Genomic DNA, 16,844 nt, shown 5'->3' with positions numbered 1-16,844 from the left:
ATTATGCAAAAACAAAACGAAAGAACAAGAAAAAACGCTTATGGCGCAAGAACCCCAAAGGACAGTTTTGAAGAAAAAATTATCGAAATAAAAAGGGTAGCTAAAAAAACCAAGGGTGGTAATAAAATTGCCTTTTCGGTTTTAGCAGTTGTAGGGAACAAAGAAGGATCAATTGGGATTTCTTTGGGAAAAGCGGGTGATACCGCGTCTGCTATTGCCAAAGCTACCAGTGGTGCTAGAAGAAAAATGTTTACAGTGCCGGTTCGTCAAGGAACAATTCCTCATGAAGTTTGGGCAAAATACAGCGCCTGTCAGGTATTTATTAAGCCGGCTCCAGACGGCGCGGGAATTATTGCTGGGGGAGCTGTACGCAAAGTGTTGGAGGTTGCGGGTATTAAAAATGTTTCGTCAAAAATGCTTGGCTCAAACAACAAGTTAAACAATGTTTATGCCGTTATTAAGGCTTTAAAAAGCCTTAAATCACAAAGAGTATGAATTTAAGCAACTTACCAAAATTAAAAGGTAGCAGGAGAAGTGCTAAAAGGGTGGGGAGGGGAATTGGTTCAGGAAAGGGGGGACATACATCGGGACGGGGAAACAAAGGACAAAAGGCAAGATCGGGGCATAATATCCCGTCTTTTTTCGAAGGTGGGCAAATAGCAATTATTAAGCGCATGCCCCAAAAAAGAGGAAAAGGCAACTCTCCGGTATCTAAAAAAGTTACCACAATAAATCTCAAAAGTTTAAAAGGCTTTAAGGCGGGAGAAACCATAACTCCCAGTACGCTGGTAAAAAAAAGTGTTATTCGGGCTAATAAATACTTTAAGCCCAAGATTTTAGGAGATGGGGAATTTTCCGAAAAGCTTAACTTTAGGGGGTTTTTGTATTCTAAATCGGCACTTGCTAAAATTACTAAAGCTGGAGGAACTGCCACATGAATTCGGTCTTAAAGATATTTAGCGATTTATTTAGTGAAAAAGATCTTAAAAGAAAAATCCTTTTTACTTTTGGAATTCTTTTTGTATTTCGTTTTTTAGCTCATATTCCAATTCCGGGGGCAAATATTACCGCCTTGCAAAATTTATTTAATTCTAGCCAAATTTTAGGCTTTTTAAATGTCTTTACTGGTGGTGGTATGGAAAACTTTTCGTTGGTTACTTTAGGTCTTGGTCCCTATATTAACGCCTCTATTATTATGCAACTTTTTACTAAGGTTTTTCCAAAATTGGAAGAAATGAGCAAAGAGGGCGAATTTGGCAGAATAAAAATAAATCAGTACACCAGAATTATTGCTATTCCCATGTGCGCTATGCAATCTTACGGAATGTTTATTTTGCTTTCTAAACAGGGGATTATTGGAAATTTGTCACCTGCCGATGTTTTGCGTTTGGTTGTTGCCATGACAGGGGGGAGTGTCCTTTTAATGTGGTTGGGAGAATTAATTTCGGAATATGGGATTGGCAATGGCATTTCGATCATAATTTTCTCGGGAATTGTGGCCAAGCTTCCGCGATCCTTTGGGCAAACTCTTGCCACAGTAAGCTCACAAGGTATAACAAATATTGCGATTATTTTTACTTTGGCAATCGGCGTTGTTGCTGCCGTGGTTTTTGTCAATGAGGCGACGCGAAATGTTCAAGTTCAATATGCCAAAAGGTTGCGCGGGGGACGAATTTATGGCGGGGGGAGTAATTTTTTGCCTTTGCGAGTTAATATGGCGGGAATGATTCCCATCATCTTTGCGGTCTCTTTAGTGTTACTGCCTTCTTTTCTTGGCAATGTTCTCGTTTCGGCAAAGAGTCCGCAATTGGCGGAAATCGGCAGAGTGCTTACGGTTTATTTTAAAATGGGGGGCTGGATATATAATGCTTTTTATTTTATTTTGGTTTTTGCGTTTACCTATTTTTACACTGCGGTAGCTTTTAACCCCGAAGATGTGGCAGACAACTTAAAAAAACAGGGTGGGTTTATCCCAGGAATTAGGCCCGGAAAGCCAACATCCGATTATCTAAATCGGGTGGTAACCAGAATCACTTTGGTTGGGGCATTGTTTTTAGGGTTAGTTGCGGTACTGCCGAATGTAGCTCAAAGCATCACGGGTATTGCCACTCTTACCGTTGGGGGGGCAGGAATTTTAATTGTTGTATCTGTGGTATTAGAAACGGTAAAATCACTCCAATCGCAACTTATCATGCGCGATTACGATGCTAAGATTATTTAGTGAGTTTTTAATTATTAAAACATGGCACTACCATTTGGCAATGTAAAAAAACTTTATGAGATGAAAAAGAAGGCTGATGAGATGAAGAAGCAAATGGAAGCGATTGTTGTTGAGGTGGAGGAGAAAGGAATCAAAGTCGTGATGCAGGGAGATAATCATGTGCAAGAGGTTTGGGTAGATGGCGAGTTGGATGTGCGTCTCAAGGAGGCTTTTAATAAAGCGGTTAAAGAAGCCCAAAAAAAGGTCGCCCACAAAATGCAAGGTCAAATGGGAGATTTTGGGTTTTAAATCGCTTTTTGTGTTATAATAACCTCACTTACCCCCTCGAATCTCTACAAATCAGTGAGGAATCTCACAAAGGAGGAATCCATGAAGCAGAAACTGTTTCTGTTCGAGGACTTTGTTCCCGAGGGTCGCAGGATCATTGAGCAATTGCTCCTTGCTCATGATTATGAGATTGGTGAACCTGCCGACATCGTTCTCGTTATGTTGTACCCCAGACACTTGCATTTGGCTGTGGAAGCTTACTCTCATGCTGTACAAGATAAACGGCGCAGAGTGATCTTTCTGCGGGTAGGAATGGGGAGTCTTAACGAGTGGCGTACCGTGTTTCGTGCTGAAATCGGGGGGGGGGCATCGCATCGTATACGATGTCGTGGGTTTTCCATATGGCGATGTATCCGCCAAGGCATTCTTGCAGAGCCTCTCCGATTGTATCGATGCCAACAAGTGATGCGGTGGGGGGGAAGTTGCGGAAGGTGCTGGGGGTATTTTCTCTTGATGTATCATGAGAGACTCCAGCGCCTTTTCTTTTTCTTTTTGTTGTTTAAGAGGTGCCCCACTCCATCTGCATCCAGTTGCAATTGATAGTAAATTTTCCTTGCTATAACAACACGAAACACTGTATTCAAAAGAACCCTTTAGTGGCAAGATATTATCGGGTACTACCCGATTCGGGTAGTACCCGAATTGATAGGTGCGCAAATACCGTTTCGTAAATAGCGGTTTGTGAGGTAAAATCAACTCATGAATATAGTTATTATGGGAATGCCGGGGAGTGGTAAGTCTACTCAAGCCGAGATTTTAGCCAAAAGTCTTGGAGTTTTGCACCTTTCTACTGGTGATATTTTTAGAAAACTAAAGCAAGATAACACCCCGCTTGGTGCGCGAGTCGAAACCGCCATGGATCGGGGTCATTTAGTAAATAATCAAGATGCGGTTGAGATTATAGATTTACATCTTTCTAAGCTAAAAGACAAAGGTTTTGCCTTGGACGGCGCCCCAAGAGATTTGTATCAAGCCGAACATTCCTCAACTCCCATTGATCTTGCTATTTATATCAAATTAACCGACGAAGAATGCATCAAAAGGTTAAACGAACGGGGACGAGGTGACGACACGCCGGAGATCATCAAAGAACGGCTTTTGGTTTATCACCAACTAACCGAACCAGTGTTGGATTTTTTTAGAAAGCAAAACAAATTACTTGAGGTTGATGGAAGTCCCAGCGTAGAAGAAATTGCCCGTCAAATATCCGACAAAATTAAATCTTATGGTAATCATTAAAACCCCTCAAGAAATCGAAGAAATCTATCTTACTGCCCAAATTGCCAAGAAGGTGATGGAAAGAACCTTAGGTTGGATTCACCCTGGTCTTAAAACAGCCAATATTGACAAGTTTGTTTCTTCGCAACTTAAATCGCTTCATGCCAAATCATCGTTCCTTGGTGAAGGTGGTTACAAGTTTTCTACCTGCATTAGCATCAACGATGAAGTTGTTCATGGAATGCCGGGCGGAAGAAAGGTTAAAAAAGGCGATCTATTATCTTTAGATATGGGCGCCTTATTTGGCGGTTGGAAATCGGACATGTGTCGGACTATTGTAGTAGGGCAGGAACCAAATCCCGCAACTAAAAAGTTTTTGCAGATAGGTCAGCTGGCTTTAGATAGAGCAATAAATGCTATTGTACCCGGAAATTTTGTAGGAGATATTTCTTGTACAATCCAAAATACTATCGAAAGAGCAGGCTATAATGTTATTCGCGATCTTACTGGTCACGCTATTGGAAAAGAGCTTCATGAAGACCCACAAATTCCTTGCTTTGGCAGATGTAGTTCTGGAGTATCGCTTGTTTGCGGAATGGTTTTGTGTGTAGAAGTAATGTATGTAGCAGGCTCTCCAGAGCTTGCCGTTTCTCGTGACGGCTGGACAGTTAAAACAAAGGACGGTAAGTTGTCAGCAATGTTAGAGGATATGGTTGCAGTAACGGAGAACGGTTATAGGATATTGACTAGATAGGTTTTTTTTGTTTTAATACCCAGAGCCCTTTATGGGGTTGTATTTATTTATGCAAAAAGAGGATATAGAAGTTCGAGAAGGCGTGGTTTTGGAATCCCTACCTAATACCATGTTTAAGGTAAAATTTGAAACGGACGAGTTGCCAATTTTGGCGCATGTCTCGGGAAAGATGCGACTGCATCATATTAGGATTTTACCTGGTGATACGGTTAGGGTAGAAATGACTAAATACGATACTACCAAGGGGAGGATAGTCTTTAGGATCAAATGATATAAGCGAAGCTTGTAACGCTTTCGCTTCGCGAAATATTTTAGTATTTTTTCTTGAATCTTGTTATGAAAGTTAGATCATCAATCAAAAAAATTTGCAATAAGTGCAAAATTATTAAAAGGGAGAATGTTTTGCGGGTTATTTGCAAGGCAAATCCCAAGCATAAGCAAAGGCAGGGATAATTATGGCGAGAATTGTAGGAATAGAACTTCCAAATAAAAAAAGAATCGAAGCGGCGTTGCCGTATATTTATGGTGTGGGAGCCTCCCGAGCTAAAAAAATTCTCGAAATGGCAAAGATTAATCCCGATACTCGGGTCAGCGCTTTAACCGAAGATGAGACTGTGCGACTTAGGGACACTATAGAAAGAATGAAGATTATGCTCGAAGGGGAGCTTAAGAGAGTGGTCTACTCTAATATAAAAAGATTAACAGACATTAAGTGTTACAGAGGAATTAGGCATTTTAAAAAGCTCCCAGCGCGAGGTCAGCGTACAAAAACCAACGCCAGAACTAAACGAGGAAAAAGGCAGACTATTGGAGGCATGAAAAAAGTTCTCACCAAAACATAATGGCAGAATCAAAAAAAGTAATTTCGGAAAAAGCTCGGGTTAGTATTTTTGCGGGATTCAATAATGTCATAATTACCGTTTCTAGCCTCGAAGGTAATGTTATTTGTTGGGGATCCGGCGGCACATCCAAATTTAAAGGGGCTCGAAAATCCACACCCTACGCAGCGGGTGTTGTTGGTTTTGATATAGGTAAAAAGGCTTACGATATGGGGGTTAGAAGCGTTGCTATAACCGTAAAAGGTCCCGGAATGGGTAGAATTTCCGCTATAAAATCTATTAGAAGCGCAGGTATTAATGTAAGTTCAATTTCTGATATGACTCCCATTCCTCATAATGGATGCAGACCTAGAAAGCGCCGAAGAGTTTAACTAGATAAATTTATGGCAAGATATACCGGTCCCAAATGCAGATTGTGTAGAAGAGAAGGAAGCAAACTTTTTTTAAAAGGTGTCCGTTGTGAATCCGAAAAGTGCGGCTTAACCCGCAGGGTTAGCGCTCCAGGGGTTCATGGAATGGCATATAGGCGAAAGCCCAGTGAATATGGTATCCAGCTTAGAGAAAAGCAAAAAACAAAAAGGATCTATGGAATTTTAGAACGCCAATTTAGAAGATATTACACAGCAGCTTCTAAAAAGGTTGGGGTTACGGGAGAATATCTTTTAGAAACACTGGAACGGCGATTGGATAATGCAATCTATCGTTCTGGAGTTGCTGTCTCGCGAGCGCAAGCCAGAAAACTAATTACCGAAGGCCGTTTTTTGCTTAATGGAAAAAAGGTCAATATTCCGTCAATTGCTGTTTGCGCTAAAGATGTGATAACGCCCTCTGGTTGGAAATTTAATTTAAACTCCGATAAGGAACCTGCGGTTTGGGTTAAAGTATCTGCCAACAAAATAACGGTCTTGGGTGTTCCCAAAAGAGAAGATATTAAAGAAGATATTAATGAACAATTAATTGTGGAGTTTTATAGCAGGTAAATCTAAGGGGTTGATATTTTTTAATATCCCCAACCCTTAGCTTTATAGCTTTTATTATGAGACTTGAACCCGAAGATGTAAAAATTATTACCCTGCAAGAAAACGAATACAAGGGAAGTTACGCTATAGAGCCCTTGCCTAGTGGGTACGGTCACACTTTAGGAAATGCCTTAAGAAGGGTGCTACTCTCTTCTCTTCCAGGATGGGCGGTTACCCAAGCGGAAATTGTCGGCGCGTCTCATCAATTCTCCTACCTAAAGGGTGTAAAAGAAGATTTAATCGAGCTTACTCTTAACTTTAAAAAGATAGAAATTGCAGTTTCGGGCAAAGAATCTGCGGTTTGTGAAATAGACGAGACGGGACCAAAGGTTGTTAAAGTTTCGGATATTAAGCTACCCGCTGGAGTTGTTATAGCAAATCCCGATTTGGTTATTGCAACACTTGCGGATAAAAATGCCAAGTTTAAAGCGTCTCTTTTGGTGGAGTCGGGTTTTGGTTATGTGCCGTCGGAAGAGCAAAAGACTAATCGGGTTGGGGTGATTCTTTTAGACGCGATCTTTTCTCCTATTACCAATGTGGCCTTTTCTGTTTCCCCAACTCGTATGGGGCAAAAAACAGGATTAGATAGACTAACCATTGACATAAAAACAGATCGCACAATTTCTCCAAAAACGGCTTTAATGCAAGCTTCTGACATTTTACAAAAATTCTTTATGCGGGTTGCAACTGGAGAACAGTCTCTTAAAGACGAAGTTATTGTGGATGCTGGTAAGACAATTACGCCATCATACAAGCCGAGTGATGTTTTGGTTGATGAGCTAAGGCTTCCAACTCGCACTATAAACGCGTTAAAGAAAGCAAAGGTAAAGACCTTGGAAGATTTAGGAAAACTAACCGACGAAGATTTGCTAAAGGTGAGAAATTTGGGAGAAAAATCCATTAAGGAAATAGCCAAACTTCTTAAAAAGGAAGGGTTAAAGGACTAAGTAAGTACCATGAAGCACCAAGTTAAAAAGGTTAAAAAACTAGGAAGGTCGGGTGGGGCAAGAAAGGCTTTGCACCGCGACTTAATGATAAGTCTAATTGACAAAGGTAGCATAGAAACTACCGTTGCCAAGGCTAAGAGCGTGCGACCATTGCTCGAAAGACTAGTGTCAATGGCAAAGAAAAACAACCTTGCCTCTTACAGATATATAATTGCAAAACTGGGGAATAATACCAAGGCGGCAAAAAAGCTCTTTAACGAAATTACTCCGTTGTTTAAAGATAAAACAAGCGGTTTTTTAAGCATAAAAAGAACCAGAATAAGAGCGGGAGATGCCGCAGAGCTGGCAAAAATTAGTTTTACTATACAGTTGCCTAAAGTAAAACCGGTGGAGAATAAGGGAGATATAGAGGCAAAAAAGACAAGTACAAAATCCAAGAAAGTTAAAACCAAAGCCAAATGAACAAAAAGACTTACGCCACAAAAAAAGCGGACATAAAAACCAATTGGCAGATAATAGATGCCAAAGACAAGGTTATGGGCAGATTAGCCTGCGAAATTGCAGAAATACTTATGGGAAAGGATAAGGCGTATTTTGTAAAAAATATGGTTGTGGGAGACAAGATTGTAGTTGTTAATGCTTTAAAAATAAAAGTAACCGGGAACAAAGAAGAGGATAAAATCTATGTTAGGCATAGTGGTTATATGGGTGGTCTAAAAGAGGAGACTTACAAAAATTTACAAAAGCGCCGACCCGGAGAGGTTTTAAGAAGGGCGGTGGCGGGAATGCTTCCGCGGAATAATCTGCGAAAAGTGTGGTTGGCTAATTTATATATTTATGCTGGGGATAAGCACCCGCACGAAGGGCAGGTAAAAGCAATAGTTAAACAGTAATCTATGGAAAAAACAAATAAGGTAAATAAGATAAATAAGAAAAAGAAGATCAGTAAGGTAAATAAAGGGATTGTGGAAAAAACAAAAAAACCTCTAAAATCTTCAAAATCCGATAAGGTAGATAAGGTAGATATTGTAAAAACAGAAGAAGTAAAACAACCTAAAAGCAAAACTAAAATATTTATGGGGTTGGGTCGCAGAAAAAGATCCGTTGCTAGGGTTTGGTTGTATGATGAAAAAGGCGATATTACGGTTAATGACAAACCTATTGGCGATTTTTTTACTAAAGACGCCGACAAGCTGTTGTGGCAAAAACCTTTTCATATTGTGGGAGTTTCTCACCCCGCAGCCAAATTTTCGGGGTCAATAAAGGTTAGAGGTGGCGGAAAAACTGGATTTATTGACGCTGTAGTATTGGGAATTTCTCGGGCATTACTGGTCTACAACGAAGAATTTAGGGCAAAATTGCGAGTTGCAGGTTTACTAACCCGAGATTCCAGAGAAGTCGAAAGCAAAAAGGTTTTTTTACGCAAGGCTCGAAAGGCTCCGCAATACTCCAAGAGATAACAAGCCCCAAAAAAGCTCTTGAAATTATTGCTCGTTTAACCCATGATAGAAACATTATGCGGTTTAAACTTTTACTTTCTCTATTAATTGTTGCTACTCTCCTCTTGGCGTTTTTTAAACTTACTAGAAACTTGCAAAATCCTCTTTCCTTGACAAAATTAACTGGGATGTACGATACCTCTCAAATAATGGGGGTTTTTCATGGGGTTAAAGTCTCAACGCCTCGTCTAGCAACATCCCAACCCACCACAACTGTACTTGGCGCGACAAGTTCCGATAAAAGACTAGAAATAGATCTTACGAATCAAAGGATTTATGCCTACGAAGGAGAAGAGAAGGTTTACGATTTTTTAATTTCGTCAGGAAAGTGGGGAAGGACCCCAACTGGGGAATTTACTATTTGGATTAAGCTTAGATATACTCTTATGGCAGGTGGCTCCAAGGCCTTGCATACCTATTACTATCTACCGAATGTTCCCTACACGATGTATTTTTACAATAATGAGGTGCCAAAAGAGAGAGGATACGGAATTCACGGAACCTATTGGCATAGCAACTTTGGTCATCCTATGAGTCATGGGTGTATTAATATGAAGACAGAAGAAGTAGAGCAATTGTTTTATTGGGCAAACCCAGAACTAAAAGAAGGAGAATGGGGAACAAGAGCAACCCCAGAAAACCCTGGGACAAAAGTAATCATTTACGGCGAGGCACCTGCGGAATAGAGACAAGATTAGGGATTATCCCAAATTTGGGATAATCCCTATTTCTGCTTGCCGTGACAGCGTTTGTATTTTTTGCCACTTCCACAGGGGCATAAGTCATTGCGCCCAATTTTTTGACCTTCCTCGTCTTTGGGTTTTTGGGATTGAGCTTGGGCTATTTCGCGCGCTTCGTCGGCAACGCCGAGTTCTGGAGAGGCGTGTTGATAAACTAAACTTTGAGAAGATAGGGGGGATTGGGTAGATTGTGGTGAGGGGGAGACTTCTGATGTGATATTAATTTTGGAAAAGCGCTCGCCCAGGGTACCCCAAATATTAGCCAAAAGCTTTTCGAACATCTCCCGACCCTCTTTTTTGTATGCCACAATAGGGTCAATTTGAGCATAACCGCGCAGTCCAATTCCTTCTCGCAGGTCATCCATGCCATCCAAGTGTTCCATCCACAAAAAATCAATTACCCGCAAGGTTTCTTGTTTTACCACCTCTAGCCACATCGGACCGAATTGTTTTTGGTACTTACTCCAAATGGTTGTAAATTCTGCATAGTAAGGGGTAATTTTATTGGTGTACCAGTTAGCAAATTCCTCTAGAGTGGTTGTTGGAGATGTTAGGGATTTTTCTAGGAGGAGAACCTTTTTGCGAATTTTGTATATGGCACTCCTTTGCACATTCATCACATCATCGTATTCTACAACTCGTTTTCGGGCGTCAAAATTAAAACCCTCGACCTTTTTTTGTGAGTTTTCGATGGCTTTGGAAACAATCCCCGATTCCAGCGGAGTGTTTTCGTCCATTTTAAAACGGGTCATCAGACCTTCAATTTGCGCCCCGCCAAAAATTCTCATTAAATCATCCTGCAAGGAAACAAAAAATCGCGAAGCTCCCGACTCTCCTTGCCTGCCCGCCCGCCCACGGAGCTGGTTGTCAATCCGTCTTGCTTCATGTCGTTCGGTTCCAATTACAAAGAGTCCACCAAGAGTCTCGACTTGCTGTTTTTCCTCTGTCGTTGTTGGATCTCCGCCAAGCTTAATGTCCACCCCACGACCTGCCATGTTGGTGGCAAGAGTTACCGCCCCAATTCTTCCCGCCTGAGAGATAATCTGGGCCTCTTTTTCGTGTTGTTTGGCATTTAACACCTCGTGTTTTATCCCTTTATGAGAAAGCAAACGAGATAAAAGCTCGTTATTTTCGATGGAAGTGGTACCTACCAAAACTGGTTGGCCACGGTTTGTCGCCTCCTCAATTTCTGCCACCACAGCGTGGTATTTGGCGGTTTTAGTTTTATAAACAAAGTCGGGATAATCCTCTCGTTTAATTGGGAGATTAGTGGGGACAACAACAACATCCAACCCGTAAATTTTGTAAAATTCCTCGGCTTCGGTTTCGGCGGTTCCTGTCATTCCAGCCAACTTGTGGTACATTCTAAAATAGTTTTGAAACGAAATAGTAGCTAGCGTTCTAGACTCCTTTTGAATTGAAACGCTTTCTTTTGCCTCAATTGCTTGGTGCAAGCCCTCGCTCCATCGGCGTCCCGGCATAAGTCTTCCTGTAAATTCATCTACAATGATTATTTCGCCTTCGCGAACTACATAATCCCGGTCTTTTAAATATAGATGGTTTGCTCTAATGGCGTTTTCGATTAGATGGATACTTTCAAAATCCTTTTCGTACAAGTTATCTACACCCAAAAACCTTTCTACTTTTCTAATTCCCAGATCGGTAAGCGTGGCAGTTTTAAATTTTTCATCTATTTCGCAGTCGGTTTTAATGACAAGTTTGTTGGCAATTTGAGAGAATTCCTTATAACGGGAGGCTAAATCCTCGGCGGGGGCGGAGATAATAAGAGGAGTTCTGGCTTCATCAATCAACAAAGAGTCAACCTCATCCACCACGGCAAAATTGTGGTACCCTTCGTCACCTTGGGGATTAGTTTGTACAATTCCTAATAATGTATTTGCCATATTGTCCCGCAAATAGTCAAAACCAAATTCGTTGTTGGTTCCATAAGTTATGTTGCAGGCGTAGGCCTCTTTTCGCGATACAGGTTTTAAGTTTTTGGCGTATTCGTCTAAGAATTTTTCGTTCTCAAAGCTTGGGTCATAGATATAAGACGCTTCGTGAATAATTACCGAAACCGAAACGCCCAGCAGGTTGTAAATTGGTCCCATCCATCCGGCGCCGTGACGGGAAAGATAGTCGTTTGGGGTAACCAAATGACAGCCTAATTTTGTAAGTGAGTTTAAATACAAAGCTAGAACTGCTGTGTTGGTTTTTCCCTCACCAGTTTTTTGTTCGGCTATAGCTTTGCTATTTAAGACAATTCCCGCCAGCAACTGCTCGTCATGCAAAATTTTATCCTGGGTTCTTTTAGTTGCTTCCTTGACCATAGCAAAAGCTAAAGGCAGAATGCTTTCGAGATACTTTTCTTTTTGGGCTAAATCCTTAATCTTGAATAAGTCGTCTTGGAACTTGCTTGTCTGGTTTGCAAAATCTTCATTTTTCCAATCTTTAACATTTTCCCATTGCTGGTTTATTTCACGAACCAAAGGGTAAAGTTTTTGAATTTTCTTTTTGTTTAGATCAAAAAGCGATTTTAAGATGCTCATAAAAATATTGCTGTAACAATTACTATAGAGGCTAGAGCAATTCTATAAATAGCAAATGGCATCAGAGACTTGGTTTTTACATAAGAAAGCAAAAATTCAATCGAAAAAATTCCGGCAAAAAATGCAGTGATAAATCCGACGGCGTAACTTAATAATTGATTGTAATCAAGGTAAGGTAGCGCTTGATAAAAAGAGTATGCTCCGACCAGTAGAACTATTGGTGTTGCCAGCATAAAAGAAAATTTAGCGGATGCTTCGCGCGTTAATCCACCCGCCATGCCAGAAATTATGGTAATTCCCGATCGGGAAACTCCTGGAATAAGTGCTAATACTTGAGATAGTCCAACAATTACCCCATCCTTTTTTGTTACCACCTCTCGTTTTTGATTTTTTAGATATTTTTCGACTAGAATAATTGCAAGAGCCACAATAAATAACGCTCCAGCGACTACAAATTCTCCGCGCATTTTGTTTTCTATGAAATCTCCAAAAATAAGCCCAATAATTCCAGCAGGAATACATCCAATAATCAGATAGGTTACTTGTTTTTGCGCTGATTTGTCTTTTGCTAATGCTTTTGTCAAGAGTTTTTTGTAGTCGGGAAAAAAATAGCTAACTATAGCTAACCCAGTTGCCAAATGTAAAAAAGCATCAAAAGAAAATCCTCCAGAATCTATATTTAAGAGTTTTGGGATAACGATTAAATGACCCGAGGAAGAAACCGGTAAAAATTCGGTTGTTCCTTGAATTATCCCAAGTATAATGGCTGTTACTATTGACATATAAAGAGAAAATTGAAACTAGTCTCGTAAAATTTAGTCCGGACTCTTTTGCAGGTAACTTGTTTAAAATACTTTTTAAGGTTGTTAGAAAATTCGCTGGTTTGGTTAGCAATGTTTCCTGTAAAGATTCTGTTTATTATAACAGCACCATTTAGCTCTACAAGTTTTGGTAGCGCTCCTAAAAATTGGTCACTGGCAAAGCGGAGGTCGTAAGAACCACCAGTGTATAAATCCACTACCACTAAATCGTACGAGTTGGTTGTTTTAAGCACAAACTCGTAGGCGTCCATAACCACTACCTTTGGGGGATAAGGGGAATTAGGGGGATGAGAGGGATTAGGAAAATGCAGGAACTTGGAACCGGTGCTAGTAACAATCTCGTCGTAATCAACACCGGTAATCTCAAGAGCGGGGTTGGTTTGCTTAAGTAAAGCAGGAACTGTGCCACCGGCAATACCCAAGATCAAAGCTGTTTTGGCGTTGGGTACAATTGTTCTGGCACAAGTTACAATATTCCCCCAGACAGTGCTTTCGATATTAGGGTAGTTTAGGCTTACGGATTGAACATAGCCTGTCACAACAAGTCTGGTGTAATTGTCTTTTTGCTCAACTCTAATGTCTCCAGAAACAGGGGAAACAGTGGTATAAATTGTTTTCCATGGGGAAAAAATAGCCATTATCTCTTTTTAATTATTTCCAACCCGCCCATGTAGGGTCTTAATACTTCTGGTACAACAACTGACCCATCCGCTTGTTGGTAATTTTCCAAAATCGTCAAAACCCAGCGATCGGTGACTGCTGTCGCGGAGATGGTGTGAGGAAATACTTTATTGCCGTCTTTGGTTTTGTATCTAATTCCAAGTCTTCGGGTTTGAAAATCAGTCAAATTGGTGTTGGAGGTGATTTCTTTGTATTTGTTTTGGCTGGGAAACCAAGCCTCCAAGTCGTATTTTTTATATCCCGGAGCTCCGCAGTCTCCAACACAAACCAGTACTCTGTGATGGGGAATTCTAAGAGCCTCTGCCATGTCCTCTTCGTTTTTTTGGCATAATTCGTGCATTTTTTGCGATTCTTCAGGCTGGCAAAAAACAATTTGCTCTAATTTGTTAAACTGATGAACGCGAAAAACCCCTTTGGTATCTTTGCCGTAGCTTCCGGCTTCGGTTCTAAAACAAGGTGAGAAACCAGAATACAAAAGAGGAAGATTTTTTTCTTCTAATATCTCATCAGCGTGATAGGCGACTAAAACTTGTTCCGAGGTTCCTATTAGAGAAAGGTTGGACCTCTCGATTTTGTATATATCCTCCGAGAAAAAAGGCAAGTACCCAGTTCCAAAAAGGGTTTTTTCTTGCGCTAAATCTGGGGTTAAAAAGAAAGTAAAACCCCTCTCCTGCAAAAAATTTTGTGCCCAGCTAAAAAGCGCCCAAACAAGCCGTGCTCCGTCACCTTTCCAAAAGTAATATTTTGACTCGACAACCTTGGCGCCTCTTTCTTTGTCTAAAATGTCCAAATTTTCTCCCAATTCTTGGTGACCTTTGGGCGTAAAATTGAATTCCTTAATCTCGCCCCACTTTTTTATTTCTACATTATCCGCATCACTTTGGCCGTCGGGAACATCGGGGGAAAGCATATTGGGAACCCAGCTTAAAAGAGAGAAAAGTTCCTTCTCAAGTTTGTTTATTTCTTCTTGGAGTGTCTTTGTTTGTTCTTTTAACTCCTTTAATTTAACCATTTGCTTTGGTTCTGGTTTGGATTTGGAAAGAGAGTTTATTTGGTGTTTTAGAGCTTCGTTTTGAGTTATCTTTGTGTTTTTGGCATTAGAGAGCTCTAAAATTTTGTCAATATCAACTTTAGATCCACGCCTCAAGCAGTTTTTGGTAACAGCCTCTTTATTTTGTTTAATAAAATTTATGTCTAGCATAGATTTAGATCTAACTTTAACTTTCCTTTAGACCTTTCTCCGGTCTTTGGAGAGGGAACATAACGCACTCTCTTACGGTTTTGTTGGCTAAAAAGGCAAACAGCCTTTCCGAAACTCCAAGACCTGTTACGGGTGGCATGCCATACTCCAGCGCCCTGACAAAGTCGCCATCGTACATTTGGGCTTCGGCATCTCCGGCATCGCGGGCTTTTTGTTGCTCTTTAAACCGTTGTTCTTGATCTTGCGGATCGTTAAGCTCGCTGTAGCCGTTACCCATTTCGCTTCCTGCGATGATTACTTGATATCTTTCAACTGTTTTTGGGTTTGCATCATCGCGTTTAGCTAAAGGAGAAACCTCCACCGGATGTCCGACTAAAAAAGCAGGACCGACAATTTCTTTGCGGGCCTGTTTCCAGAGTAAGTCCAAAAGACGAGCCTTGGGGAGATTGAGGAGTTTGAGGGAATTGACCTTAGCAAGAACATCTTCGCGACTGGCAGTTTGGGCGTTAACTCCAAATTTTTCTTGGATAATTGTAGTGTAGTTAATCTCTTTCCACGGTTTTTCCAAATCTATCTCCATCTCATTAATTTTAAATTTAAGCGTCCCAAAGGTTTTTTTTGCTACCTCCTTGTACATCTCTTCGACCAATTTCATGCCATCTTTGTAGTTGGCGTACGCCCAGTAAAACTCCATTTGGGTGTAGTCTTGCAGGTGTTCTCGGCTGATGCCTTCGTTTCTAAATTGTCTTCCGATTTCAAAGGTTTTCTCAAAACCACCTACCATAAGCCGTTTTTGCCAAAGTTCTCCCATAGAGATTCGTAAATATAAGTCCACATCCAAGGCATTATGGTGAGTCACAAAAGGTTCGGCATCGGCGCCCCCAGCGGTGTTTTCCAAAACTGGAGTTTCAACCTCTAAAAATCCACGAGAAGACAAGAACGCTCTCATTGTGTTCCAAAAGATACTTTTTTTAACAAACAGCTCTTTAAGTTCTGGATTTATCGCAAAATCCACATACCTTTGGCGGTATCTTTCTTCTTCGTCTTTCAGCCCAAAATGAGCAGAAGGCAGTGGTCTTAGAGCTTTAGAAAGCAGGTTTAAGTTGCTAACCTGGATGGTCAACTCCCCAGATTTGGTGGTAAAAATAGAGCCAGTACATTCTATAAAATCCCCAGTATCTAAAAGCTCCAAAAGAGGGAGTTTTTTGGTGTCAAGAGTGTCTTTTTTAAGGATAATTTGGATTTTTCCTGTAGCGTCAGTAACATCAAAGAACGCCAGCGCCCCAAAATTTCTTTGTGAAGTAATTCTTCCAGCAACGGAAACAGTGGAATTTTCGCCTTTATCTCTAGCCTCTACTATAGGGATTCTTTTAAATTCGAGTTTTGAAGGATATGGGTTAATACCAATTTTTATGAGCTGATTAAGTCTTTCTACTCTGCTCGCTTTTATGCTTTTAAGAGATTCTTCCATGATGGAATAATAGCACAGTTAGCTTACCGAGAGAATCTCGTAGGTTATTTTGCCCACCGGCGCCTCTACTTCTACGACATCCCCAACCTTTTTTCCTATTAAGGCGCTTCCCAAAGGCGATTCGTGAGAAATTTTGCGTTCCGAAGGATTGGCTTCGGGAGCTCCTACAATGTTAAATTCTTCCTCGGAACCTTCTATTTTAACTTTTACTAAGCACCCAACACGAATTAACCCGTCGTTTTTAGAAGATACCTCAACTAGAGCATTTTTTAAGATTTCGTCTAATTCCTCAATTCTTCCCTCGATAAAAGCCTGCTCTTCCTTGGCGGCATGATAGGCGCCGTTTTCGGAGAGATCTCCTTCAGCGCGGGCTTTAGCAATGCGATCTACAATTTCTTGACGCTTTGTATTTACCAAGCCTTCGTATTCTTTTTTAAGCCTTTCCAACCCTTCTTGGGTTAAGATAACCTTGTCCATGTTGTAACTACTACAAACACCACAACCATCAGTTTTTGGATGATACACAGTGTTTAAATAGAATCTGGGATAACCAATAA

22 protein-coding genes are annotated in these 16,844 nt (G+C 40.7%); 16 read left to right on the top strand and 6 right to left on the bottom strand.

Annotation, left to right across the window (positions count from 1 at the left end; translation table 11 throughout):
• Positions 1-3: 3 nt before the first annotated feature.
• From rpsE to KKF75_02790, 16 genes are all read left to right on the top strand, one after another.
• Positions 4-495, top strand: a complete 492-nt coding sequence (rpsE, locus tag KKF75_02865; protein MBU4381135.1) for a 30S ribosomal protein S5 — start codon at positions 4-6, stop codon at positions 493-495.
• Positions 492-938: a 50S ribosomal protein L15 gene (rplO, locus tag KKF75_02860; GenBank protein ID MBU4381134.1), complete on the top strand. Its 447-nt coding sequence runs from the start codon at positions 492-494 to the stop codon at positions 936-938. The genes rpsE and rplO overlap by 4 nt, the downstream gene beginning before the upstream one ends.
• Entirely contained in the window at positions 935-2,221 is a 1,287-nt protein-coding gene (gene secY, locus KKF75_02855; GenBank protein MBU4381133.1) for a preprotein translocase subunit SecY, read from the top strand. Before rplO ends, secY begins: the two co-directional genes overlap by 4 nt.
• Before the next feature lie 21 nt (positions 2,222-2,242).
• Positions 2,243-2,509 (top strand): YbaB/EbfC family nucleoid-associated protein, encoded by a 267-nt coding sequence (locus KKF75_02850; protein ID MBU4381132.1) that lies wholly within the window; start codon positions 2,243-2,245, stop codon positions 2,507-2,509.
• A gap of 738 nt (positions 2,510-3,247) precedes the next feature.
• Positions 3,248-3,787: a nucleoside monophosphate kinase gene (locus tag KKF75_02845; protein ID MBU4381131.1), complete on the top strand. Its 540-nt coding sequence runs from the start codon at positions 3,248-3,250 to the stop codon at positions 3,785-3,787.
• Positions 3,774-4,520 (top strand): type I methionyl aminopeptidase, encoded by a 747-nt coding sequence (gene map / locus KKF75_02840; GenBank protein MBU4381130.1) that lies wholly within the window; start codon positions 3,774-3,776, stop codon positions 4,518-4,520. Before KKF75_02845 ends, map begins: the two co-directional genes overlap by 14 nt.
• 49 nt (positions 4,521-4,569) lie before the next feature.
• Positions 4,570-4,791: a translation initiation factor IF-1 gene (infA, locus tag KKF75_02835; GenBank protein MBU4381129.1), complete on the top strand. Its 222-nt coding sequence runs from the start codon at positions 4,570-4,572 to the stop codon at positions 4,789-4,791.
• A 65-nt stretch (positions 4,792-4,856) separates the two neighbouring features.
• Complete coding sequence (gene rpmJ, locus KKF75_02830) at positions 4,857-4,973, top strand: 50S ribosomal protein L36 (protein MBU4381128.1); 117 nt, start codon at positions 4,857-4,859, stop codon at positions 4,971-4,973.
• A gap of 2 nt (positions 4,974-4,975) precedes the next feature.
• The gene (rpsM, locus tag KKF75_02825) at positions 4,976-5,362 is read left to right on the top strand and encodes a 30S ribosomal protein S13 (GenBank protein MBU4381127.1); all 387 of its coding nucleotides are present in this window, start codon (positions 4,976-4,978) and stop codon (positions 5,360-5,362) included.
• Entirely contained in the window at positions 5,362-5,730 is a 369-nt protein-coding gene (gene rpsK, locus KKF75_02820; protein ID MBU4381126.1) for a 30S ribosomal protein S11, read from the top strand. Before rpsM ends, rpsK begins: the two co-directional genes overlap by 1 nt.
• 12 nt (positions 5,731-5,742) lie before the next feature.
• Positions 5,743-6,339, top strand: coding sequence for a 30S ribosomal protein S4 (gene rpsD, locus KKF75_02815; GenBank protein ID MBU4381125.1), 597 nt, complete (start codon positions 5,743-5,745; stop codon positions 6,337-6,339).
• 56 nt (positions 6,340-6,395) lie between these two features.
• Entirely contained in the window at positions 6,396-7,325 is a 930-nt protein-coding gene (locus KKF75_02810; protein ID MBU4381124.1) for a DNA-directed RNA polymerase subunit alpha, read from the top strand.
• Positions 7,326-7,334: 9 nt separating this feature from the next.
• Positions 7,335-7,787 carry a 50S ribosomal protein L17 gene (gene rplQ, locus KKF75_02805; GenBank protein MBU4381123.1) on the top strand — a complete coding sequence of 151 codons (453 nt, stop codon included), beginning with the start codon at positions 7,335-7,337 and terminating at the stop codon, positions 7,785-7,787.
• Positions 7,784-8,218: a 50S ribosomal protein L13 gene (rplM, locus tag KKF75_02800; protein MBU4381122.1), complete on the top strand. Its 435-nt coding sequence runs from the start codon at positions 7,784-7,786 to the stop codon at positions 8,216-8,218. Before rplQ ends, rplM begins: the two co-directional genes overlap by 4 nt.
• A 183-nt stretch (positions 8,219-8,401) precedes the next feature.
• Positions 8,402-8,785 carry a 30S ribosomal protein S9 gene (rpsI, locus tag KKF75_02795; GenBank protein ID MBU4381121.1) on the top strand — a complete coding sequence of 128 codons (384 nt, stop codon included), beginning with the start codon at positions 8,402-8,404 and terminating at the stop codon, positions 8,783-8,785.
• A 56-nt stretch (positions 8,786-8,841) separates the two neighbouring features.
• Positions 8,842-9,510, top strand: a complete 669-nt coding sequence (locus tag KKF75_02790; GenBank protein MBU4381120.1) for a L,D-transpeptidase — start codon at positions 8,842-8,844, stop codon at positions 9,508-9,510.
• A gap of 38 nt (positions 9,511-9,548) precedes the next feature.
• Here KKF75_02790 and secA read toward each other — a convergent pair whose 3' ends face one another.
• From secA to greA, 6 genes are read right to left on the bottom strand one after another with little or no spacing between them, the layout of a single operon-like run.
• A complete protein-coding gene (secA, locus tag KKF75_02785; protein MBU4381119.1) occupies positions 9,549-12,113 on the bottom strand; it encodes a preprotein translocase subunit SecA in 2,565 nt (854 codons plus the stop codon).
• A complete protein-coding gene (gene uppP, locus KKF75_02780) occupies positions 12,110-12,895 on the bottom strand; it encodes an undecaprenyl-diphosphatase UppP (protein ID MBU4381118.1) in 786 nt (261 codons plus the stop codon). The genes secA and uppP overlap by 4 nt, the downstream gene beginning before the upstream one ends.
• The gene (locus KKF75_02775) at positions 12,886-13,572 is read right to left on the bottom strand and encodes a hypothetical protein (GenBank protein MBU4381117.1); all 687 of its coding nucleotides are present in this window, start codon (positions 13,570-13,572) and stop codon (positions 12,886-12,888) included. The genes uppP and KKF75_02775 overlap by 10 nt, the downstream gene beginning before the upstream one ends.
• Positions 13,572-14,816: a serine--tRNA ligase gene (gene serS / locus KKF75_02770; protein ID MBU4381116.1), complete on the bottom strand. Its 1,245-nt coding sequence runs from the start codon at positions 14,814-14,816 to the stop codon at positions 13,572-13,574. Before serS ends, KKF75_02775 begins: the two co-directional genes overlap by 1 nt.
• Before the next feature lie 16 nt (positions 14,817-14,832).
• Positions 14,833-16,287 (bottom strand): lysine--tRNA ligase, encoded by a 1,455-nt coding sequence (lysS, locus tag KKF75_02765; GenBank protein ID MBU4381115.1) that lies wholly within the window; start codon positions 16,285-16,287, stop codon positions 14,833-14,835.
• A gap of 18 nt (positions 16,288-16,305) precedes the next feature.
• Positions 16,306-16,764, bottom strand: coding sequence for a transcription elongation factor GreA (gene greA / locus KKF75_02760; protein ID MBU4381114.1), 459 nt, complete (start codon positions 16,762-16,764; stop codon positions 16,306-16,308).
• Positions 16,765-16,844 lie beyond the last annotated feature (80 nt).

The sequence above is a fragment of the Patescibacteria group bacterium genome, from assembly GCA_018896215.1.
Classification (GTDB): domain Bacteria; phylum Patescibacteriota; class WWE3; order 0-14-0-20-40-13; family 0-14-0-20-40-13; genus JAHINB01.
This window is presented reverse-complemented; position numbering and strand designations above follow the sequence as displayed.